The sequence below is a fragment of the Aquella oligotrophica genome (assembly GCF_002892535.1).
GTDB classification, from domain to species: Bacteria; Pseudomonadota; Gammaproteobacteria; order Burkholderiales; family UBA11063; genus Aquella; species Aquella oligotrophica.
The window spans coordinates 453,890-476,073 of sequence record NZ_CP024847.1 but is presented as its reverse complement, the minus strand read 5'-3'; the positions used below and the strand labels follow the sequence as shown (position 1 = coordinate 476,073).

The 22,184-nt window shown below is 37.4% G+C and carries 18 protein-coding genes and 1 tRNA gene; 1 reads left to right on the top strand and 18 read right to left on the bottom strand.

Annotated elements, in window-relative coordinates; all coding sequences use genetic code 11:
- Positions 1–24: 24 nt before the first annotated feature.
- From CUN60_RS02200 to CUN60_RS02175, 6 genes are all read right to left on the bottom strand, one after another.
- Positions 25–1,671 carry an ArnT family glycosyltransferase gene (locus CUN60_RS02200; RefSeq protein ID WP_102950460.1) on the bottom strand — a complete coding sequence of 549 codons (1,647 nt, stop codon included), beginning with the start codon at positions 1,669–1,671 and terminating at the stop codon, positions 25–27.
- A gap of 2 nt (positions 1,672–1,673) precedes the next feature.
- Positions 1,674–2,330, bottom strand: coding sequence for an HAD family hydrolase (locus tag CUN60_RS02195; RefSeq protein ID WP_102950459.1), 657 nt, complete (start codon positions 2,328–2,330; stop codon positions 1,674–1,676).
- 94 nt (positions 2,331–2,424) lie between these two features.
- Positions 2,425–4,278 (bottom strand): 1-deoxy-D-xylulose-5-phosphate synthase, encoded by a 1,854-nt coding sequence (dxs, locus tag CUN60_RS02190; RefSeq protein WP_102950458.1) that lies wholly within the window; start codon positions 4,276–4,278, stop codon positions 2,425–2,427.
- Positions 4,279–4,365: 87 nt separating this feature from the next.
- Positions 4,366–5,250 carry a polyprenyl synthetase family protein gene (locus CUN60_RS02185; RefSeq protein ID WP_102950457.1) on the bottom strand — a complete coding sequence of 295 codons (885 nt, stop codon included), beginning with the start codon at positions 5,248–5,250 and terminating at the stop codon, positions 4,366–4,368.
- 8 nt (positions 5,251–5,258) lie between these two features.
- A complete protein-coding gene (gene xseB / locus CUN60_RS02180) occupies positions 5,259–5,483 on the bottom strand; it encodes an exodeoxyribonuclease VII small subunit (protein ID WP_245866365.1) in 225 nt (74 codons plus the stop codon).
- Positions 5,476–6,903, bottom strand: coding sequence for a peptide MFS transporter (locus CUN60_RS02175; protein ID WP_102950456.1), 1,428 nt, complete (start codon positions 6,901–6,903; stop codon positions 5,476–5,478). Before CUN60_RS02175 ends, xseB begins: the two co-directional genes overlap by 8 nt.
- A gap of 179 nt (positions 6,904–7,082) precedes the next feature.
- Between CUN60_RS02175 and CUN60_RS02170 the strand changes: the two genes are divergently transcribed.
- Positions 7,083–7,172: transfer RNA gene (locus CUN60_RS02170), tRNA-Ser, on the top strand.
- Between the two features lie 238 nt (positions 7,173–7,410).
- Here CUN60_RS02170 and CUN60_RS02165 read toward each other — a convergent pair.
- From CUN60_RS02165 to mraZ, 12 genes are all read right to left on the bottom strand, one after another.
- Positions 7,411–9,639 (bottom strand): RelA/SpoT family protein, encoded by a 2,229-nt coding sequence (locus CUN60_RS02165; protein WP_102950455.1) that lies wholly within the window; start codon positions 9,637–9,639, stop codon positions 7,411–7,413.
- Between the two features lie 175 nt (positions 9,640–9,814).
- The gene (locus CUN60_RS02160; protein WP_102950454.1) at positions 9,815–10,939 is read right to left on the bottom strand and encodes a deoxyguanosinetriphosphate triphosphohydrolase; all 1,125 of its coding nucleotides are present in this window, start codon (positions 10,937–10,939) and stop codon (positions 9,815–9,817) included.
- A gap of 41 nt (positions 10,940–10,980) precedes the next feature.
- Positions 10,981–12,033: an undecaprenyldiphospho-muramoylpentapeptide beta-N-acetylglucosaminyltransferase gene (gene murG / locus CUN60_RS02155; RefSeq protein WP_102950453.1), complete on the bottom strand. Its 1,053-nt coding sequence runs from the start codon at positions 12,031–12,033 to the stop codon at positions 10,981–10,983.
- Positions 12,030–13,220, bottom strand: coding sequence for a putative lipid II flippase FtsW (gene ftsW / locus CUN60_RS02150; protein ID WP_102950452.1), 1,191 nt, complete (start codon positions 13,218–13,220; stop codon positions 12,030–12,032). The genes murG and ftsW overlap by 4 nt, the downstream gene beginning before the upstream one ends.
- Positions 13,195–14,547 carry a UDP-N-acetylmuramoyl-L-alanine--D-glutamate ligase gene (murD, locus tag CUN60_RS02145; RefSeq protein WP_102950451.1) on the bottom strand — a complete coding sequence of 451 codons (1,353 nt, stop codon included), beginning with the start codon at positions 14,545–14,547 and terminating at the stop codon, positions 13,195–13,197. The genes ftsW and murD overlap by 26 nt, the downstream gene beginning before the upstream one ends.
- A gap of 21 nt (positions 14,548–14,568) precedes the next feature.
- The gene (gene mraY / locus CUN60_RS02140; RefSeq protein ID WP_102950450.1) at positions 14,569–15,654 is read right to left on the bottom strand and encodes a phospho-N-acetylmuramoyl-pentapeptide-transferase; all 1,086 of its coding nucleotides are present in this window, start codon (positions 15,652–15,654) and stop codon (positions 14,569–14,571) included.
- A gap of 45 nt (positions 15,655–15,699) precedes the next feature.
- Positions 15,700–17,064 carry a UDP-N-acetylmuramoyl-tripeptide--D-alanyl-D-alanine ligase gene (locus CUN60_RS02135; protein WP_102950449.1) on the bottom strand — a complete coding sequence of 455 codons (1,365 nt, stop codon included), beginning with the start codon at positions 17,062–17,064 and terminating at the stop codon, positions 15,700–15,702.
- Between the two features lie 136 nt (positions 17,065–17,200).
- A complete protein-coding gene (locus tag CUN60_RS02130) occupies positions 17,201–18,694 on the bottom strand; it encodes a UDP-N-acetylmuramoyl-L-alanyl-D-glutamate--2,6-diaminopimelate ligase (protein ID WP_245866364.1) in 1,494 nt (497 codons plus the stop codon).
- 8 nt (positions 18,695–18,702) lie between these two features.
- On the bottom strand, positions 18,703–20,439 hold the full coding sequence (locus CUN60_RS02125) for a peptidoglycan D,D-transpeptidase FtsI family protein (RefSeq protein WP_102950448.1): 1,737 nt from the start codon (positions 20,437–20,439) through the stop codon (positions 18,703–18,705).
- A 1-nt stretch (position 20,440) separates the two neighbouring features.
- Positions 20,441–20,710 carry a cell division protein FtsL gene (ftsL, locus tag CUN60_RS02120; RefSeq protein ID WP_102950447.1) on the bottom strand — a complete coding sequence of 90 codons (270 nt, stop codon included), beginning with the start codon at positions 20,708–20,710 and terminating at the stop codon, positions 20,441–20,443.
- 9 nt (positions 20,711–20,719) lie between these two features.
- The gene (gene rsmH / locus CUN60_RS02115; RefSeq protein WP_102950446.1) at positions 20,720–21,640 is read right to left on the bottom strand and encodes a 16S rRNA (cytosine(1402)-N(4))-methyltransferase RsmH; all 921 of its coding nucleotides are present in this window, start codon (positions 21,638–21,640) and stop codon (positions 20,720–20,722) included.
- A gap of 6 nt (positions 21,641–21,646) precedes the next feature.
- A complete protein-coding gene (gene mraZ, locus CUN60_RS02110) occupies positions 21,647–22,132 on the bottom strand; it encodes a division/cell wall cluster transcriptional repressor MraZ (RefSeq protein WP_222593286.1) in 486 nt (161 codons plus the stop codon).
- Positions 22,133–22,184: the final 52 nt, after the last annotated feature.

The window sequence follows — 22,184 nt, the reverse complement described above, 5'->3', positions numbered from 1 at the left end:
CCAAAACACAAAAATCTTATCACATCAAGGGATAAACACTAGTTTAACCTGCTGCAAATTACGGCTGTACGCTTTTGGATTAAATAATGATGGAATAAATTTCTCCATCGGTAATCCATCATATTCACCAATGACCTGAGAATTATACGGAAGTGTAATATCACTATCTTTTTTGATAATTATAAACTCGCGATCGAATTTTTCCAAATCAGGAACACTCTCGGTGTAAAGGACATTCGAGTTAGCATGAAATTGCAGATTATTGATTATTCCACTTACCCCGACTATAGTTATTGGTGCTAGAGAATGATTACGCGTAAAATGAGCGACGTTGTAGCCAATATCATACTTCTGATAAATTCGTCCATTCACAAGCATGATAAACACAAAAGCAAATGAGATCGCTAATGCCGGATAAATAGTTATCTGAGATAGATAGCTGATCTTATTCTTGGTTTGGATGATGTAGATTAGTAACCCTAATGGTAGAATGATACTAATACTCGCTATGTCTAGTTTGAATAAGTATAGCGTCAGACCAATCGTAAGGATTATCAATAAAATACTAATTACTAGTTGGAATTGTGCAAGCTTTTTACCACTTTGGCGATATAAATAATCAGCACAAAGTATCGCGGCAAATGGCATGATGATATTGGTATAGTGATCAAGCTGGAATTTGGTAGCACTAAACATGATGAATGTGAGCCAGAATGCGGCTAATAGATAAACTTGCTTAGCTTTAAGTATTTTATTAGTTTCTTTTTTAAAGTTCTTTATTAACTGATAAGTAGCGATGATAAATACCATGCTCCACGGTAAAAATGCCCATAAATAAGTATGAACAAAGAAGAATATATCACCATGTTTATTAACTATTGGTCCACTATTAAAGAATCTACCAAACTGACTACCCCAGAAATACCATAATATCCCGGAAACATGGGTTTGTCCAAAGATCACTTTTTCTGGATGAGCATCAAACTGGAGATAAAGACAGATTAATTCAGGTAAGATAAATACCAGACTTAGCCCATAGCCAAGTAACCACTTAGGAGCTATTATCTTTTTAAACTGACCGCTATAGATCCATGCTGCAACTAAACCACTAAAGATAGTAATTACAACAAAGATACCTTTAGTCATCAAAGCTAGTGCGGTGAAGAAACTTGCCAGTAATAATGATTTAAGAGAAGATTCTTTATCATAAATGAGCCAATAGTAACAAGCTGGCATTATTTCACCAAGAAGATAGGCTTCTGCTCTTACATCCATTGCCGATAGCATAAGATGCAAACTAGTTACATAAATCAATGTAGCCAATAAGCCAACTTCGTGATTATAAAGATGTTTTGCTAGCCGATAAGTATAATAAGCACCAAGAATATGAAATAAATATCCCGGTAATACATAGGCAAATGAATTAATCCCAAACATCTTAAACGATAATGCTGCCATCCAGAATGGGAAGTGAGGCTTATCGAGCCAATCCTGTCCACCGGAGTATAAATCGATCCAGTTATTACTATTCGCAATAGTTTTACTGATTACCGCATAAAAATAAGCATCATTACTGTTTAAGACAGGAGAAAATAAACCACAACCACTGATTAACAGGCAAACAACAATCAGTTTTAACAAAGACTCCTGATAATTGCTAGCTTGCTGCATAATCAATTTACAAAAGACATAATTTGCCAGTCATTGGCAAGAGCGATTTCACGCAGAATATCATCAGGATCAACAGCAATTGGCACATCAACCTGTTCAAGTAACGGCATATCATTATGTGAATCTGAATAAAATGTATAGTGCTCCGGATTATTACCAGTCTTTTGGAGCCAGTCTTCTAGATGAACTAGCTTACCCCGCCCCATACACGGCTCGATTTCTACTTCGCCAGTATATTCACCAGCCTCATTTATCTTTCCTCTAGTAGCAATTAAATAATCTACCCCGAAAAATTCTGCTACAGGCTTTGCAATATCTTCGACCGTGGCAGTAATCAAGATAATAAAATCCCCGGCTTTACGATGTTTTTCATATTGAGCTATTGCTTTTGGGCTAATTGCTGGTTTTATTACCAGATCGAAAAACTCCTGTAGTAATTCTTCACGTTCTTCTTTTGGGAAAAGCTGCAAAATACCCAGCTCATAGCGGTAGGAGGCCTCCATATCAAGAATCCCTGCCTGATAATCAAAAAGAAATTTTTGGCGTTGTTCGTGTTGGGCTTCAGTTATTAAACCACGTCTAGCCAGAAAGCCATTCCAGACCGTGCCCGTATCGCAAGGAACCAAGGTATGATCCATATCAAATAAAACTAATTTCATTGTTACTCAATCAGGATAAAGATTTACTTGTGGCATACAAAGTTAACAGCCACATAAAAATCAAAATAAAATAATTTTCAGGAAATTGGATAAATCACAGAATTTGCAATTGCTTTAATCTGTCCAAAATGCCATTTTTATTCAAGCCAATACTTCCCAGCATTGCTTTAGGATCACCATGCTCAATAAATTGATCTGGTATGCCAATTGTAATCACCTGCTTTTTATATATTCCCATTTCTAACATTGCCTCAACACAAGCACTACCAGCACCCGCCATAATTGCATTTTCTTCTACAGTTACGATATAGTCGTGCCCAGCAACCATTTCACTAATTAAGTTCCGATCCAATGGTTTGACAAAACGCATATCACATACTGTTGCATCAATCTCATTTGCAGCTTCAAGAGCAGGATAGACCATTGAACCAAAAGCAAGAAAAGCAATTTTTTTACCGCTACGTAATACCCGACCTTTACCAACATCCATCAATTGGCTATTAAATGTCTCAAGTTCTTTACCTATACCCGACCCTCGTGGATAGCGAACTGCAACAGGAGCATTTAATCTAAATCCAGTGTAAAGCATTTGATAACATTCATTTTCATCACTTGGTGTCATAATTATCATATTAGGAATACAACGCAAAAAGCTAATATCAAAAGCACCATTATGAGTTGGACCATCAGCACCAACAATCCCCGCACGGTCAATAGCAAATAACACCGATAAGTTTTGAAGTGCAACATCATGAATTAGCTGATCATATCCACGCTGCAAGAAAGTTGAATATATTGCTACAATTGGTTTTATACCCTGGGTAGCAACCCCAGCAGCGAAAGTAATAGCATGCTGTTCTGCTATACCAACATCAAAGAATTTCTCTGGATACTCTTTGGCAAATTCAACCATACCAGAACCTTCGCGCATTGCCGGAGTGATTGCTAGAAATTCATTATCCATTTTGGCAATATCACATAAAAACTTACCAAAAACTTGCGTATAGGTCATGGCACTCGCTTTTGCCTGCATTCCTTCATTAGGATTGAAAGTACTTACTCCATGATAACCTATGGGATCATTCTCGGCTAGTTTATATCCCTGCCCTTTTTTTGTCACAATATGTAAGAACTGAGGACCAGTGAGATTTTTTAATTCATTCAATGTATCAATAAGTTGATCCAGATCATGACCGTCAATAGGACCAATATAATTAAAGCCCAATTCCTCAAACATGGTACTTGGCATTATCATGCCTTTCATATGTTCTTCAACCTTATGTGCCAGTTTCTGCATACTTGGCACTACACTTAATGCTTTATTAGCGGTATCTTTAACTTTGTTATAGAAACGCCCGGCAAGAATCTTTGATAAGTATGTGCTCACCGCTCCAACATTTTCAGAGATGGACATTTCATTATCGTTTAAGATTACCAGCATATCGGTATTTAACCAACCTGCATTATTTAAGCCTTCAAACGCCAAACCAGCAGTCATTGAACCATCACCAATTATGGCAACCACTTTATCCTGCTTACCACGCTGACGATTACCTACTACCATGCCTAAAGCGGCGGATATTGAAGTTGATGAGTGTCCAACACCAAAAGTATCATACTCACTTTCATCACGCTTGGGAAATCCTGCCAAACCATTAGTCTGACGCAAGGTATCCATTTTATTACGCCTACCAGTCAAAATTTTATGGGGATAGGATTGATGCCCAACATCCCAAACAAGCTTGTCATTTGGCGTATCATATACGTAATGAAGCGCAACCGTTAATTCAACACTCCCAAGATTGGAAGCAAGGTGTCCCCCAGTTTTACTCACATTATGCAAGATATATTCGCGTAACTCATCTGCCAATTGTTTTAATTCGGTACGATTAAGATTTTTTAAATCGTGAGGATAATTGATATTTTCTAGTATATTTGTGTAGGTCATTATTTAATAAATTCTAAGACAAAATTTTATTTTAGTAATGCAATATAAATCAGTCCACTTTTTGGACAATAAACAATCCAATGATTATTATGAATTGCGATAATAAACACAATCCGCTAGGTATTGCAATTGCTCGCTGTGTTTATGAGCTTTAATCAAACCTTTAATTTCACTATGCAACTGTTTAGCAATATGTTGTGTTTGCGTCAAGCCTAGAATATTAACATATGTAGCCTTGTTATTTACCTGGTCTTTATTTGCCGTTTTTCCTAAAGTTTCAGTATCTTCAGTAGTATCAATAATATCATCAACTATCTGAAACAAGAGTCCTATTTTTTTTGCAATTATATCAAGCTCTTTTAACTGTAGCTCACTTGTATTTTGTCCCGCCAAGAAACCTGCAAGAATCGCAGCTCTTAAAAGCGCCCCTGTTTTTAACAGATGCATTTCCTGTAACTGCTCAAGAGTTAGCCTTTTGCCCGTACTTAACCAATCAATTGTTTGACCACCGACCATCCCCTGCGAACCAATTGCATGCGCAATAAGATTAATAATATTAAGCCGCGACTTTGCTTCTACATGCAGCTCGGAAGAACTTAAAACTTCAAAACATAAGGCATGCAGAGCATCACCAGACAAAAGTGCAACTGCATCACCAAATACTTTATGATTAGTTGGTCTTCCTCTACGCAAATCATCATTGTCCATAATAGGTAAATCATCATGAATCAGTGAAAAACAGTGTATTAACTCTATTGCACAGCCAATTGTAATTGTTGCATCAAGATTTGCATCACTGAGGATCCCAGCGGCTATTGTAAATCTAGGGCGAATTCGCTTACCACCATCCAAAGTTGAGTATTGCATAGCTGACAACAAAGTACCACATTTTGCTGGCTGAGCCAGAATATGATGTAATTTTTGTTCAATTAATTTAATATGATTATTATTTATAAAATCCTGATTATCCATTTTTCTCTTTACTGAGTAGCAAAATCTTTTAATTGGTTTGAGTCCTGATCAAGTATCTTTATTTTCTGCTCAATATCCTGTAGTTTTTCTTGACAAAATTTAACTAGATTAACGCCCTCTTTATATTTATTTAATGCCTGCTCCAAATCGATATTACCAGCTTCAATATCATCGATGGTTTGCTCTAGCTGTTTTATTGCCATTTCAAAATTTAAATCCTGCTTTTTAGTCACAATTTTTCCCTGCAATTAATTTTTTTATCGGCTTTATAGCAACAATACATAAAATAAATATCCCAAAGCTAAAAGCCGCATAAGTTTCAAATGAACTACGATAAACACCTTGTAATGTAGATAATGTAGCATTACCACTATCATATACGGCAGATTGTGCCAGATAGCCCGCAAGTTTACCACCAAAACCAATCGACATTAGAAAAATACCCATCATTGCACCATTTAAACGCTGAGGAACGAGAGTACTCACCATCGCCAAACCAATTGGTGAAATAAATAATTCACCCAATGCAATTATCAAGTAGCTCATAATGATAAATAGTTGATTTAGTTTAACCCCATGGTTCTGCGCATAATATAGACCTAAAACCAAGATAAAGAAACTAATTCCATTAAATAAAAAACTTAGACTAAATTTTGCCGGAATTGAAAAATCATTATCACGCTTTTGCAGAAATAACCAGAACATATTCACCAGCGGACCAAATAAAATAACCCCAAGAGATTCAAACGCTGTTAATGAGCTTTCAGGAAGTGTCAGGTGAGTTACCCGCGCGGTACACAGACTAACTGAGAAAAACTGTTGAAAATAAACCGCCCAATACAATATTGAAAATAACACCAATATAGCAAAAGCTATTAATTTTTTTCTTTCAACTCCTGTGTGTATTTTAATATTACTTAAGATAAAAGCTGCACTTAATATAGCAATTATAACAAATAGCCATTCAGCAATTGAATCATTATAAATACCAACAAATGCAATTGCTATCAACGCGAATATTGCAATAAATGCCTTGATATTATCAATTCGCGAATGTCGAATTTCACGAATATCATACAGGTTAAACTTCGCTTTACCCACTTTAAAGGTTATAAACGCAGTTGCAAGACCAATTGCGGCAGAAGCAAAAACTGCGTGCCAACCAAGATAGGTCTTGATAAAACCACCAAGAAAACTACCGCCTATTGCCCCAAAATAGATTCCAACATAGAATAAAGTATAACCCATTTCTTTCTTTTCAGGGGTTTCCTTATAAAGAAGACTTAACATGCTTGAAATATTAGGCTTTAATAATCCTGTTCCCATCGTAACGGTTGCAAGACCAAGGACAAAAATATTCACTGAAACTGCTAGAGTCAATAATAGATAACCAATGCATAGTGTTGCTGCGCCAACCAAAATAGCCTTATCATAACCAAAATATTTGTCGGCAATAATCCCACCAAATATGCTATTTATATAGGCTAAAGCTGTAAAAGACCCAACCATAGCATATGTAGCGGAGTCATCAAGATTAAGCTTTTGGGTGGCATAAAAAACCAGTAAAGATTGTAAAACATAAAACCCATATCGCTCCCACATTTCGGTGAGAAAGAAGATAGAAAACCCTTTTGGCTGAGACTGATTGAGCATGCATTAATCCTTAGTGGCTTAAAAAATTACTGACAATTATAGCATAGATTATAAATAAATTTTTCTGCGGATGCTCAAGGATTAAAACGGGTCAGTCAGTTATATTTTTATTAGTTATAATATAAAAAAATATTTGCAAGTATACGAATTAGCGGATATAATAACTACCTCATCAACACGGAAGCTTGGCAGAGCGGTTGAATGCACCGGTCTTGAAAACCGGCAAGGGTGCGAGCCCTTCGTGAGTTCGAATCTCACAGCTTCCGCCATCTAATACTATTAAGTAAATAAAACATCTCAAAAAAATAATTTCCAAGAACAGCTTCATAATTATTCAATTGGTTTAATTTACCACATTACTGATCTATAAGCTCTACCAGAACATGAAATAAGAACTAGGTAGCAACGGGTGCCACACTTTACAGAATAAGCAGAAAATCTTACAACAGCTTTAGCAAGAGAAGAACAAATATTTGTTTAAGCCCCCCTAATACACTGAGAGCTAAATTAACGACGCACCACTTCAAGAACACCATTTACATTAAACAACTTACTCATAAACCAAGTAAAATTAAACTCTTTACCAGGTACCTGGATGGTAAAAGTAGCAATAGCCTTGTTATTTCTTGTAACTGTTCGTAAACCAATAATATTTATTTTCTCAATAGCAAATACGTCTGTAAGATCACGTAATAAGCCATGTCGGTCGTTAGCAACTATCTCTACATCAGTGTTATAAGAAGAATCCTTAGCTGAATCAGCCCATTCGACATGAATAATTTTATGAGGAGTAACTTTTGATTGCCTGCGAATTTCGGCACAATTACTGCGATGAACAGCAACACCGTTACCTTTACTAATAAAGCCAATAATTTCATCACCAGGAATCGGCTTACAGCATTTTGCAAAGCTGGAAACAATACCACTTACACCTTCAACCAATATACCGCCCGAAGATTTATTAATTGCCCGTGGTAATTTTTCCTTACGTTCTTCAAGTTGTTTCTCTAAGTCACTATATGTCAACTCCACCCGTTCTGCTTTTATCGGCTCAATCAGTTTCTCAATTACATCATGCAGTGTTTGTGGCAAAATATCGCCTTTACCCAATGCAACCTGTAAGTCTTTTTCATTGGTATGATTAAGCTTGGATACAATTTCTTCTGTTTTTGGTCGGGACGCACTAGGAAATTTACCTAATTCGCGTTCAAAAATTTCCTTGCCCGCCTCAAAAAAATCTTCATTATTCTGATTCCGAATATAGCGCCGGATGTGACTAATTGCTTTACTACTTTTAACCCAACCTTCATGCAACCAGTTTATACTAGGCCCCCCAGCCTTAACCGTCATTATTTCTACGCGTTGACCATTACTTAGTGGAGTGGCAAGGGTAACAATGTGTCCATCAATCTTTGCGCCACGACAGCGATGTCCAATGGAACTGTGTACTGCGTATGCAAAATCAATCGGAGTTGACCCAGCTGGCAAAGTTATCACTCTTCCGTTAGGAGTCATTGCATAAATGCTATCACTAAATATCTCATTTTTAAATACTTCAGTAATATCTTTCTGGATCGCAGATTCATCGCGCCAATCAAGGAGCTGGCGAATCCAAGCTATTTTTTCTTCAAACTTAGGATTATTCTCGCCACCTTCTTTATAACGCCAATGCGCTGCTACACCATATTCAGCATGATCATGCATCGCATATGTCCTAATCTGGATTTCAATAACCCTATCTTCTGGACCAACAACGCAGGTATGCAAACTCTGGTAATTATTTGGTTTGGGATTAGAAATATAATCATCAAATTCCCCCGCAACCGGAGAATATTTGGTATGTACGATACCAAGTACCGTATAGCAATCTTTAATTTCTGGAACAATAACACGCAATGCACGTAGATCATATAATTTTTCAAAACCATAGTCTTTTTTATGCATTTTTTTCCAGATTGAGTAAATATGCTTAGCTCGCCCACTCACCTGAAAATCATGGATACCACTTTCAATCATTTGCTGAGTTAGATAATCCTTGATATCTTCAATATATTGTAGTCTGGCTTCTCTACTCTCGTCTAGGAGTTGTGAGATCTTTTTATATTGTTCTGGATGAATATAACGAAAAGATAAATCCTCTAACTGCCATTTAATTTGCCAAACACCAAGACGATTTGCAAGCGGTGCAAATATCTCCATTGTTTCAAGAGCAATTTTTTGTTGAAGTTGCGGATCTTTACAGGTCTTGAGATTCAGCATTAATTCGCCACGCCCAACCAGCATGATTAAAATAACCCTAATGTCAGTCGCCATCGCAAGTAGCATTTTACGAATAACTTCAATCTGTTCTTTCTTTTCATGCTCATCAATAGCTAATTCAAGATCACCAGATTTACGAATCTGAGTTACTCTATCTATCTCACCAACCAGACTAACTACGACGGGTGAAAAATTCGTAAGTTTATTTCTCCAACTTTCACAAAATTTTGGTAATGCATAAAGAATCGTTGCGGTTACAGCATCTGAATATAGATGTAACTCAGCAACCGTATTTGCACATTTTAGTGCATGAATAAGCATATCCGCAGTAGTAGGGTAAAAAACCTGCCCTTGATAATACTCTTCGGCTAATTCTATTGCTTTTTCAAATTCACTAACTTCATCAGCCTTAAAGCGGGTATGTTGTAACTCGAGCCAACTTTGTACATCTTTAAAACTATTTTTTACGGTAACCATTTATACTCACTATTTTTTCTTAACAATAACAATGCTAAACATTTTTTAACTACTTATACTGTATAATCCCTGTAACTGCCGTAATATGTGGCAAGAGCAAGGCGCAGGGCGACGAGGTTTACATAAAAAGTACACAGGAGCCTTGCAACGCAACTATTGCGAGTTATACGAGCAGTTACACATTTTCTACTGTAAATAAGCGATTATATTGCCTAAATGCATACCTGTCAGTCATCCCTGATATATAATCAGCTACAACCCTTGGAAGACCATCTTTATCTATTCTATTTTGAAACTGTGGCGGTAAAATTTTAGGATCACTGATAAAAGCACTAAAAAGTGCTCTAACAACATTTTCAGCCTTATACCTAAGTTGCATTACAGTATAATGTTTATACAAATTCTTATGTAAAAACATTTTTAACTCTCTTTGTAAGGCATGATACTCATCACTATATCGAACTATTGGTGGAGCTAACCTTACATCACTACTAACATTGTCAATCTTATGTTTAGCTATATTTGACATGGTACTTTCGATTAATTGATAGATACTACTATTAATCAGATGGCGCACTAATTCTTTATGTAAGCGTCGCCCCGCTAATTGCGGATATTTGGAACAAATCAGACTAAGCTGTTCGCGAATAATAGTTACTTCTTCAAGCTGTTCTAATGTCAAGAGATTAGCCCGCAAGCCATCATCAAGATCATGAAAATTATAAGCTAACTCATCTGCAATATTAGCTAATTGTGCCTCAAGGCTTGGTTGCTCTTTGTTAATAAACCTCAGCCCCAATTCACCCAACTCTTTAGCCTTACTAAGGCTACAATGTTTTAATATGCCTTCCAAAGTTTCAAAAGTAAGATTTAAACCATTAAATTCTGCATAGCGCTCTTCAAGCTCGGTAACTATTCTCAAAGATTGAAGATTGTGCTCAAAATGCTCACCATGCTTAACCATGCATTCATTCAAAACATCCTGACCAGAATGACCAAATGGCGTATGCCCCAGATCATGTGCAAGGCAAATAGCCTCGACTAGATCCACGTTAAGCCTAAGCGCACTAGCAACAGAACGCCCAACTTGTGCCACTTCAAGACTATGGGTTAATCTAGTCCGGAAAAGATCACCTTCATGGTTAATAAATACCTGCGTTTTATATTCGAGACGACGAAAAGCACTGGAATGGATAATTCGATCACGATCACGCTGAAAATCAGTACGATATTTTGGTGGAGCTTCGTTATACTGACGACCACGCGTAACAGAAACTGCATAATTTGCAAGTGTGTGCATGCCAGTTGTCTCTCTCTAAGATTCAGATTAATCGACCTAATTTAATTAAGTAGTCTAACAATATTATCACAAATACGAGTAGTCGCGTTACTTATAGCTAAACCATGTGCAGCTCTACTCATTTCAATAATTTTTTCATGAGGTAACTCACTAAGAGTTGATCTTAATGTTTCAGGAGTCAGCTTTTCTTGAGGCAATAATATTGCAGCTTGATTTTGTGCCAGATATTTTGCATTAGTAGTTTGATGATCATCAACGGCATATGGATACGGAACAAAAATCGCAGCTATTCCAGCACAAGCAACTTCCGCAACAGTTGAAGCTCCAGCTCGGCAAATAATCAAATCGGCATCGGCATATGCTTCAGCTATATTATCAATAAAATTCACTACTTTTGCACTTATTCCATTAGCTTTATATAGTTCTTCAACTGGCTTAATATCACCGCGACCAACCTGATGAAGAATATTCCCAAAATTACTCCCAGCTAAAGCCAATGGAACATTATCATTTAATGCTTTGGCACCAAGACTACCACCAATGATTAATAAATTCGGTTTTTCTTTTATGGCATCATAATTACGCTGATTACCAACTTCAATTATCTCATTGCGTACCGGATTACCAACTAACTCAGACTTAGAAGAAACTAATACCTCAGGAAAGGCAGTTAACACCCGATCAGATATTTTTGCTAGCATCTTATTGGTAAGACCAGCTACCGAATTTTGCTCATGAATTAAAACTTTGCGGGCTGTAAATTTCGCCATCAAACAAATCGGAAAGGTCGCATAGCCACCAAAACCAATAACCGCGCGTGGCTTATACTTAATAATTATGCTTAGACAGCAGAGTGAAGCTTTAATTAAGGTATAAGGAAGTGAAAGTTTACGTATGAATCCTTTATTCCGAATACCACCAATAGTCACCGTTTCAAGAGTAAAACCATTTTGTGGAACAATCTGATTTTCAAGCCCGCTTATTGCACCAACCCAAATAATGGTATATTGATCTTGCAGTGCCTTTGCTACTGCCAAAGCTGGAAAAATATGCCCACCAGTGCCACCTGCCGAAATAAGGATTACAGGTTTCATTCGACCTTAACTCCCTGCCGGACTAATTTATTTTCATAGTCAATTTTGAGTAATATTGCTAACGCAATACAATTAACTAAAATAGAGCTACCACCAAAAGAAACAAATGGCAAGGTTAACCCTTTAGTTGGTAAGATCCCAATACTTACACCTATATTTACTATAGCTTGCGCAAAAAACCAGACACTGATTCCCTGTGCCAATAAGCCTTGAAATTTTCGCTGAGGCAACCGCTTTGCCTCACTAGCAATAATAGTAAATCCACGATAAAAAATTATCCAAAAAAGAACCAATACTGCGATAACACCGATAACACCAAACTCTTCACCAATAATAGCCATGATAAAATCTGTATGAGCCTCGGGTAAGTAGTATAATTTTTCGATACTATTCCCTAAGCCAACACCTAGCCAACCACCATGACCGTACGCCAAAAGTGAATGGCTTAATTGATACCCCTTGCCTAATGAATCCTCCCAAGGATTCAAAAATCCAACCACCCGTTTCATACGATATGGTTCAAAAACAATCAACAGAACAAATGCAACCGCACCAAGTAAAACCATCGCAATAATCAACCGAACATCAAGATCAGAAAGAAAAAGGATTGTAAGTGCAATTAAAAATACTACTGTGGTTGAACCCATATCAGGTTCAGCAAGTAATAAACCACAGATTGTCAATAAAGTTATTGTAACTGGCAGGACATCACTTCTAAACTTTCGGAAACTAAGGGTTTTGCCACAAAAATAATTTGCCATATAAATGGCAATACCTATTTTTGCCAGTTCTGATGGCTGCAAATTAAGTAACCCCAATGGCAACCAACGCCTAGAACCATTTACAAGACGACCAACATGCGGGATCAAAACTGCAATCAGAAGGATAATCACACCAACAATAATCTTGTTAGAGTTTTTTTGCCAAAACGAAGTTGGAAGATTAAATGCCAGGACGCCTATAACCAAGCCAAGACTGATTGCCATTACATGGCGAATCATATAAAAATATTGATTACCACTTCCTGAGTCTTTTCCAGCATACGCTATTGAAGCCGAATAAACCATCAATAGACCTAGTGTCAAAAGAAGGATTGCCGCAAACAATATATTATTATCAATTCCAACTTTTATATTTCGCGGCTTTGCCGGGCTAAATTGGTTAAGGGTTTTTCTGAATAAGCGCATTTACAGTATCACTAAAAACTTGTGCCCGGTGTTTATAATTGGTAAACATATCCCATGAAGCACAGGCAGGGGAAAGTATCACTGCATCACCAGCAACGGCATTTTTATGGCAGGCAGCAATGGCATCTTCAAGAGTTGAATATTTAGCAACACTCGGAACTCCATCAAGAACTTCAGCAATTTTATTCGCATCCTGCCCAATTAGTGCCACAGACTTACATTTATTTTTCACCATCGTACGTAAAGGGGTAAAATCCTGCCCTTTACCGTCTCCGCCAAGTATCAGATGAACCGGACGATCAATACCACTAACTCCAGCAATAACCGCACCAACATTTGTACCCTTTGAATCTTCAATGTAAATAACATTCTTTGCTTCAGCTATCTTTTGCATGCGATGCTCTAGTCCGGCAAATTTAGTTAAGGGTTCAAGAAGATCAGCTAACTGATAACCACAAGCAACTAATAGCGCAAGGCTAGCCAAGCTATTTTGATAATTATGCCGTCCAACCAGCTGTAATTTCTCAGTATTAAGGACAGGTATATTATTAACCGCAAGAAAAAGCCCTTCGGTATTTTGAATCAAGGAATACTCCGCATTTTCACTACCAAAGAATGTTTGCGGTAAATGACTACGACTCATCGACATAACCAAAGGATCGTCAAGATTTAATATCTGAACTTTGCAATTATTAAAAATATTGGCTTTGGCATAAGCATATTCAAGTAAATCTCGATAACGGTCAAGATGATCTTCGGAAATATTTAAAACTGTAGCACTATCAAGCATTAAGCTATGAGTTGTTTCCAACTGAAAACTAGATAATTCAAGAACAATTAGCTCTGGATAAGTATTGCTTGCTTCAATTGAGATCAGCGCATCAAGTACCGGAGTACCAATATTGCCCGCTACAAGTGTATTAACTCCCAATTCAGAAGCAAGAAAACCAGTCAAGCTAGTAACTGTAGTTTTTCCATTACTCCCTGTGATTCCAATCACTTTAGAGTCCCAAGCTGAGATCTCTTGAGCAAAAAGCTCAATATCGCCTACAACCTGTTTATTATTAGCAAGTGCTTCCTGAATAGCTGGCTCGTAAATCGAGACTCCCGGACTTACTACCACAACTGTGGCAGCTTCCAGATTTTTATAATCAAGCTTGCCACCAACCACGGCTACATTATCAATAAATTCGGGCGGGGTATCTCTAGTGTCTAATACATTTATAATATTGGACTTCCGATGACTAAGATAACGATATATCGAACGCCCGGTTTCCCCAGCGCCAATAATTACAAATGTTTCCTGACTAAAATCTATTTTTCGCATACATACTCATTAATTAGGCATTTATCTTAGCTTGATTGTTGAAAGACTGATAAGTAAAAATATTATACTAATAATCCAAAAACGCACTACAACCTGAGTTTCTTTCCAACCTTTTAATTCAAAATGATGGTGAATTGGTGCCATAAGAAAAATTCTTTTTTTCCTAAGTTTATAAGATCCAACTTGCAGCATTACTGAGATAGCTTCAATTACAAATAATCCACCCATAATACCAAAAACTATTTCCTGCCGAACAATAATCGCAATCGTACCTAGTGTAGCACCTAGTGCAAGTGCACCAACATCACCCATAAAGACCTGTGCTGGGTGAGCATTAAACCACAAAAAGCCCAGTGTAGCACCAACAATTGCGGCACAAAATACAACCACTTCATGCGCTAATGGAATATGAGGAAGATAAAGATAGTTGGCAAAAATCTTATGCCCGGCAATATAGGCAAAAATTGCAAGCCCCAGAGAAACAATTATTATTGGAACGGATACTAGACCATCCAGACCATCGGTTAGATTAACCGCATTTGAGCTACCAACAATAACAAAGTAGGTCAAAATAAGAAAACCAACTACTCCAAATGGATACTGGATTGATTTAAAAAAAGGCACCACAACTTCCGTAGTATTTGGCATTTCAACTACATAGACTAGATATAATCCGGTAATTAGAGCAATCAATGACTGCCCGATCATTTTCGCACGCGGGGGTAAGCCTTTCGGATCTTTGTAAACAATTTTACGATAATCATCAATAAAACCCAAAGCTCCAGTTGTAATCAGGACAAATAATAGTATCCAGATATATTGATTAGAAAGGTCAGCAACAAATAATGTAGTAAGAATAATTGACAGAATAATCAAAACCCCACCCATAGTCGGAGTACCAGATTTTACTAGGTGAGTCTGCGGACCATCGCTACGTACAGTTTGTCCAATTTTTAAGCTAGTGAGCCAACTAATAACTGGTTTGCCTAATAGCATAGAAATGCTGAGAGAAAATATCCCTGCCAAAAGAGCACGAAAAGTCACATAATCAAAAACCCGGAATGCCCCAATATGTTTTTCCAGATATTGTGCCAATAGGTAAAGCATTCGATATCCTTTGCAAATGTCACGGTATTAGCACGCAAAGTGCCTTTACAATATTTTTCTACCTAAACTGAGTTCTTCTGCTACTTCTCCCAAATGCATTGAATTTGAACCTTTGATCAGCAACGTTGCATTTTTTGGCAGATTAGTCAGGCAGTATTTTACTATATCCTGATTAGTGGCAAAATGGATTTTATCCCGACTAAAAAATTTTGCCGCGTGAGCTGCCAGATCACCTACGGTTAGGAACATATCAACATTGGCGGCGGCAGCATATTCACCAATTTCTTGGTGAAATTCAAACTCATGTATCCCAAGCTCTTTTAAATCAGCAAAAATAAACCAGTATGGGCGGGGCAAACCTTGAATTGCATTCAGGGCTGCTTTTACCGAATCTGGATTTGCATTATAGGTATCATCTATAATCAATGCGCCATTAAATGCATTTTTTAATTCCAGCCTACCCTTATAACCAGAATAGCTTTCAAGCCCACTTTTAATTGATTTTAACGAACACCCGAGATTTACTGCTAAGGCAATTGCAGTTAATGCATTGTAATAATTATGTTGCCCCAAAACCCTAAGCTTTACTTCCATCTCACCAAGTGGTGTAACATAATAACCAACTCCATCTTCTATTAACTTTAGATAACAATCGGTCTCTTCTTTACCATAAACAAATGTTTTACATTTTTTTATATCATTGTCTAACCAAAGTTTTGTATATTCACTGGAAATATCAACACAGGCAACACCGCCATCATTAAGTCCATGATAAATTTCGCCTTTAGCCCGAGCAATATCTTCAATACAACCAAAGTGTCCGGCATGCGCAAACATTACATTATTTATGATAGCAACTGTTGGATGCCCAATTTTACTTAAATAATCCAGCTCACCACTATGATTCATACCCATTTCAAAAATTGCTACTTTATGACTTTGCTTAAGCCCAAGTATAGTCAAAGGTAACCCAAGGTGATTATTCAAATTACCACTTGTCGCCAGGACCTGTTCCTTACCAAATTCACGATCACAAATACTTTTAACCATTTCTTTAACTGTGGTCTTACCATTACTACCGGTAATGGCAGCAATAGGTATTGTAAACTTCTTCCGATAATTAGCAGCAAGCTTACCAAGGGCAAGAGTAGTATCACGAACCCGAATCAGATTTGGCAATTCCAAAGGGAAATCAGCATTAACAATTGCAAAATTACCAGATTTTGCCACCACCTGACTGACGTAACTATGTCCATCATTGGTATCACCACGAATTGCCACAAAAAGACTATTCTCTTTAACTTGCCTGCTATCAATAAAAACTTGTTTTATAATAGCATCACAATCAAAACTCTTTGACAGTTCCCCTTCTGCCATCTGTGCAATTTCTTTTGCGCTAATTTTTAGCATGATTTTTAATCTTCCCCTGATTATGGTAGTTTTATATTATATTTTTAAATAACCCCTAAGCACTAATCACTCCTGCTGCAAAATTTATCGATTATTATTTTTTTCCGCATTATTATTTGGGTAGATTAAGTACCGATCAATCTTTAAAAGCCCGATTTGCTAGCATTTGTTGTACAATTTCAAGATCACTAAATGGATACTTCGTACCTTTTACTTCCTGATATGGTTCATGCCCCTTACCTGCAATAAGGACAACATCATCTGCCAAAGCCATATTAATTGCCTTATGTATAGCCTCCTCACGCTTGACTTCAACCAAATAGTGCTTATTATTTGCCATTGCTGGTAAAATATCAGCTATTATTGCTTCAGGCTCTTCAAATCTTGGATTATCAGTAGTTAGAATTATCTTATCGGCATATTTTGCAGCAGCTTCTCCCATTAATGGTCGCTTACTACGATCCCGATTACCACCACAGCCAAAAACACAAATTAACCGACCTGTGCCTTTTATTTCTTTTAATGTGGATAAGGCTTTCTCAAGAGCATCTGGAGTATGCGCGTAATCTACTACAACTAATGGCTTACCATCAATTATCTTGGCATCCATTCGTCCGGTAACAGGTTTCAATTGAGCAATTAAGTCCTTTATTTGTGAGAAATTAATATTATTCGCCAATAATGAAGCAATTACCGCTAAAAGATTATAGATATTAAATAAGCCTATTATTGGTGCATAAATTCGCACTTCCTCTTTAGCGTAAGTTAATACAAACTCACAACCACGATTTGATAAGTTTATATCTTGAGCACGAACGTCCCCGCTATTAATACCATAGCTTATTATATTAACTGTGCTTTGAGAGGTTACCAAATTTGCAATTATTTTCTGACCATATGGATCATCACTATTAATTACAGCATTCTTTAAGCCACTCCAATAAAAAAGCTCTTCTTTTGCCGCAAAATAATTATCCATCGTCTGATGGTAGTCAAGATGATCCTGAGTTAGATTGGTAAAAATAGCAGTATCAAAATTAACCCCATTAACCCGCCCTTGATGAAGCGCATGAGATGACACCTCCATCGCCAAAACATCTATAGCTGCATTTTTAAACTTTAATAATAGTTGTTGTAAGGTAACTGGATCGGGTGTAGTTGAGGCATAATCGTTCAAGTTAGGATATACTCCTGCTCCGGTAGTGCCTATAATTCCGGTTTTATAGCCAAGGAAAGCATAAGCCTGATTTAGCCAGTGAGTAATTGAGGTTTTACCATTGGTTCCAGTAACAGCAAAATTCTTTATGGATTTAGAAGGATAACCATATTTATGTGCAGCAAATATACCAACTAGTTGCATTAAATTCTCAACTGGATGGTTTTCTAATTTTATCGGAACACCAGAATAAGGTGGTTGATACAAAATTGCAGCAGCACCTTTCTCAATCGCAGAATTAATGTATTCTCGACCATCATTTGCCGTACCCCTATATGCACAAAAGACATCGCCAAGATTAATCTTACGACTATCAATGACTAAGTTAGCCTGATTGGCAAGCAATATGCCCAGCACATTAACGTGCTGGGCAATTATCTCATCTGAAAGCAGATTATTTTTTAAACTAAACACAGCTACTCCTATTTATCCGGCTGAACCCCAAGCACTTTTAGCGTTGGCTCGGTAATTGCGGCAAATACAGGCGCAGCTGTCTGTGCACCATAATAAAGTCCTTTGGTAGGCTGATCTATCATTACAGCAACAATTATTCTAGGATTAAGCGCTGGTGCAAACCCAACAAATGAACCAATATGTTTTTTGTCAGTATAACGCCCATGTTCAAGAATCTGTGCAGTACCTGTTTTACCCGCAACTGTATAATCCGCAACCCGAGCATTCTTCCCAGTTCCTTCCTCAGTAGTTGCAGCTAGAATTGAACGCATGGTTGCTGCCGTACCCGGTGAAATAACCTGCTCACAAGTTGGAGTATGTCCTGACTGTAGTTTATTAAAGTTAACCGGAAGCAAACAGCCATTATTGGTAAAGATAGTATAAGCATGAGCCATCTGAAACAAACTTACCGAAATACCATAACCATATGACATTAATGCCTGATCTACAGGATACCATTTACGCCAGTCATTTAAAATACCTTTGGTTTCCCCAGGAAATCCAGTTCCAAGTTTTTGACCAAAACCTATTTTACGATAGTATTCCCATAAAGGCTGCGGCTTATATTTCATGGCAATTTTTGATGTACCGATATCACTTGAATGCTGAATAATTTCTGCAACAGTCATACGTGGATAGGCATGATCATCTTTGATTAATTTTGGTCCAACCACATATGGATGAGTATCAAAGACGGTTTGAGGCGTAACAATTTTATCATCCAAAGCTTTTGCTATTACCAATGGTTTCATGATAGAACCCGGATCATAAACATTAACTGCGGCACGATTTTTTAGCATGTCAGGATCAATACCACCTCGATTATTTGGATTATAAGTTGGCATATTAATCATTGCCAGAACCTCTCCAGTACGCGCATCAAGAACTACAGCCGAACCACCCTTAGCAGCAGATTTTTCAACCTGTGCTTTTAATGCAGTATATGCAATATATTGTATCCGATTATCAATTGAAAGTGCAATCTGCTGTCCATTTTTGGCTGGTTGCATAACTCCCACATTTTCTACTACATGACCACGCAAATCTCGGATAATCTGTTTAGACCCAGCTTCTCCCTGCAAAAGTTTGTCATCAGCATACTCAATGCCCTCAGCACCTTTATCATCAATATTATTAAAACCGACCACGTGAGCAGTTACCTCACCACTTGGATAATATCGCTTAAACTCTTGCAAACTATAAATACCGTCGATATTCAAATTTAAAACATCTCTTGCCTGCTGTGGCGACATCGCCCGTTTCAAATAAACAAAGGTCTTATTTTTATCATTCAATTTAGTATTTAATTCAGCAACTGAAATATTCATTGCTTTGGCAAGCTGGGTTACCTGAGCCTCACTCAGGTTCTCCATTTCAGATGGATCAGCCCAGATGGAATCAACTGGGGTACTAACTGCTAATGGACGATTATTTCGATCAGTAATAGTTCCACGCATTGCAGTTAATTTCACTGTTCGCAAAACTCGAGTATTTAGCTGATCAGATAGGAATTTACTACTAACCGTGTTAATATATGCAAGACGCAATAAAACGGCACAAGTTAACCCTAATGCAATATAGTTTATGATACTAGCGCGATCTCTACCTTTTGTCAATGAAGCGTTGGATGACTCCGGCTTTATTTCTGCTGCATCACCATTTTTTATTCGCCAGTACAGCTTTTGGATATCGTCATTTGCTATCATTTTATTTTAATTCCAAAATATGTTGTTTATCTGCCTCTACCAGCCCCAAGTTATGCAAAGCATAATCCTGAACTGCCAAACCGGAAGAGTAAGTACCTTCTTCAATCTCTAAACGGGTGTACTCCTTGTTTATCCCATCCATTTTATTTTGCAATTGAGATAACTGCATATAATAACTTCTTGCCTGAAAACGCTGATTTATCAGTTTAAAAGCACTGCCAATCAGTATTGCCACCAATAGAAGATTAAATAATTTAAGTACATTATCCATAATAATTTCTTATTTTTGTGTAACTTTTAGTCGTTCAAGACAACGTAATACGGCACTTCTACTCCGACTATTTTCATCAACTTCAACCATAGAAGCGCGAACCTTTTTGGCTATTACCTCAAACTCTGCTTCTGCACCAGTTACCATTGCCCATTTTGGCAATTTATCAGCTGAGGCACGCTCGTTAAATGCAATTTTAACTAAACGATCTTCTAAAGAGTGAAAGCTGATAACTACAAATCGTCCATTCAAAGTTAACATCTGCGGAACATCTGAAAGTATTTGTTCCAGATCACCTAGTTCGTTATTTATATGAATTCGTATTGCCTGAAATACTCTGGTTGCCGGATTTTTCCCTCGCTCACGGTATGGAATCTGTGCTTCAATCAACTTTGTCAATTGATGTGTAGTTGCCAATGACCTGACTTCACGCTCACGCAAAATTGCTTTAGCAACTCTTCGTGAAAAACGCTCTTCACCATAACGCCAGAAAACATCCACCATTTCTTCTTCACTAGCGATCAATAACCATTCTGCCGCCGTGATTCCTTTACTATTATCCATCCGCATATCGAGCGGAGCATCATGGCGAAAGCTAAATCCTCGCTCTGCATTATCTAATTGTGGTGAAGAAACCCCTAAATCAAGCAAGACTCCGTCAACTTGGTTTATTCCCAGATCAAATAACTGCTTTCTAATACTTGCAAAGCTAGCATGAATAATTTTAAACCGACTATCAAAAAAATTCTGCCTTGCATGTGTGATTGCTTCCGGATCTTTGTCAAATGCAATCAACCGACCATTTACGCCTAACTTATCAAGAACTGCTCGGCTATGGCCACCACGTCCAAAAGTGCCGTCTATATAAATGCCATCAGACTTAATATTTAATAACTCAACCGACTCTTGAAGCAAGACTGAATAATGCATAACCTACTACAAATTAAACCCGTTAAGTAGCTGCGCCAAATCTTCTGCTGAAGACTGCAATGCTTTTTCTGTTTCCTGATGCCAGCTATTTTTATCCCAAAGCTCAAATTTATTGCCCATCCCAACCAATACTATTTCCTTATCTAACTTTGCCATCTGCTTCAATATAGCAGGAAGGAGAACCCGTCCCGACTTGTCAATTTCAAGATTCTCAGCGTAACCAAGGACTAGGCGCTGATAACTTTTCACTAATGGATGCAGCGAATTTGGTAAATTCTGCACTTTATCACGCACAACACCCCATTCGTTTTCAGGATAGATTAAGAGGCATTGCGCCGACTCAAGAGTAATAACTATCTTGCCGCCAGAAAGACTCTGGAGGATATCGCGATATTTAGCTGGTATAGCCAGCCGATTTTTCGGATCAAGATTAAGATGAGTTACCCCACCGAGCATTAAATTTACCCCACAAATAGACACATTACCCCACAATGCTACACTTTATCACGAAAACTTCAGCACTGTCAAATAATTGGCAAAAAAG

Bases quoted from the DNA above. Each gene is read 5' to 3' on its own strand.
- CUN60_RS02200 (WP_102950460.1), bottom strand. From the start codon at position 1,671: ATGCAGCAAGCTAGCAATTATCAGGAGTCTTTGTTAAAACTGATTGTT.
- CUN60_RS02195 (WP_102950459.1), bottom strand. From the start codon at position 2,330: ATGAAATTAGTTTTATTTGATATGGATCATACCTTGGTTCCTTGCGAT.
- dxs (WP_102950458.1), bottom strand. From the start codon at position 4,278: ATGACCTACACAAATATACTAGAAAATATCAATTATCCTCACGATTTA.
- CUN60_RS02185 (WP_102950457.1), bottom strand. From the start codon at position 5,250: ATGGATAATCAGGATTTTATAAATAATAATCATATTAAATTAATTGAA.
- CUN60_RS02175 (WP_102950456.1), bottom strand. From the start codon at position 6,903: ATGCTCAATCAGTCTCAGCCAAAAGGGTTTTCTATCTTCTTTCTCACC.
- CUN60_RS02165 (WP_102950455.1), bottom strand. From the start codon at position 9,639: ATGGTTACCGTAAAAAATAGTTTTAAAGATGTACAAAGTTGGCTCGAG.
- CUN60_RS02160 (WP_102950454.1), bottom strand. From the start codon at position 10,939: ATGCACACACTTGCAAATTATGCAGTTTCTGTTACGCGTGGTCGTCAG.
- murG (WP_102950453.1), bottom strand. From the start codon at position 12,033: ATGAAACCTGTAATCCTTATTTCGGCAGGTGGCACTGGTGGGCATATT.
- ftsW (WP_102950452.1), bottom strand. From the start codon at position 13,220: ATGCGCTTATTCAGAAAAACCCTTAACCAATTTAGCCCGGCAAAGCCG.
- murD (WP_102950451.1), bottom strand. From the start codon at position 14,547: ATGCGAAAAATAGATTTTAGTCAGGAAACATTTGTAATTATTGGCGCT.
- mraY (WP_102950450.1), bottom strand. From the start codon at position 15,654: ATGCTTTACCTATTGGCACAATATCTGGAAAAACATATTGGGGCATTC.
- CUN60_RS02135 (WP_102950449.1), bottom strand. From the start codon at position 17,064: ATGCTAAAAATTAGCGCAAAAGAAATTGCACAGATGGCAGAAGGGGAA.
- CUN60_RS02125 (WP_102950448.1), bottom strand. From the start codon at position 20,439: ATGATAGCAAATGACGATATCCAAAAGCTGTACTGGCGAATAAAAAAT.
- ftsL (WP_102950447.1), bottom strand. From the start codon at position 20,710: ATGGATAATGTACTTAAATTATTTAATCTTCTATTGGTGGCAATACTG.
- rsmH (WP_102950446.1), bottom strand. From the start codon at position 21,640: ATGCATTATTCAGTCTTGCTTCAAGAGTCGGTTGAGTTATTAAATATT.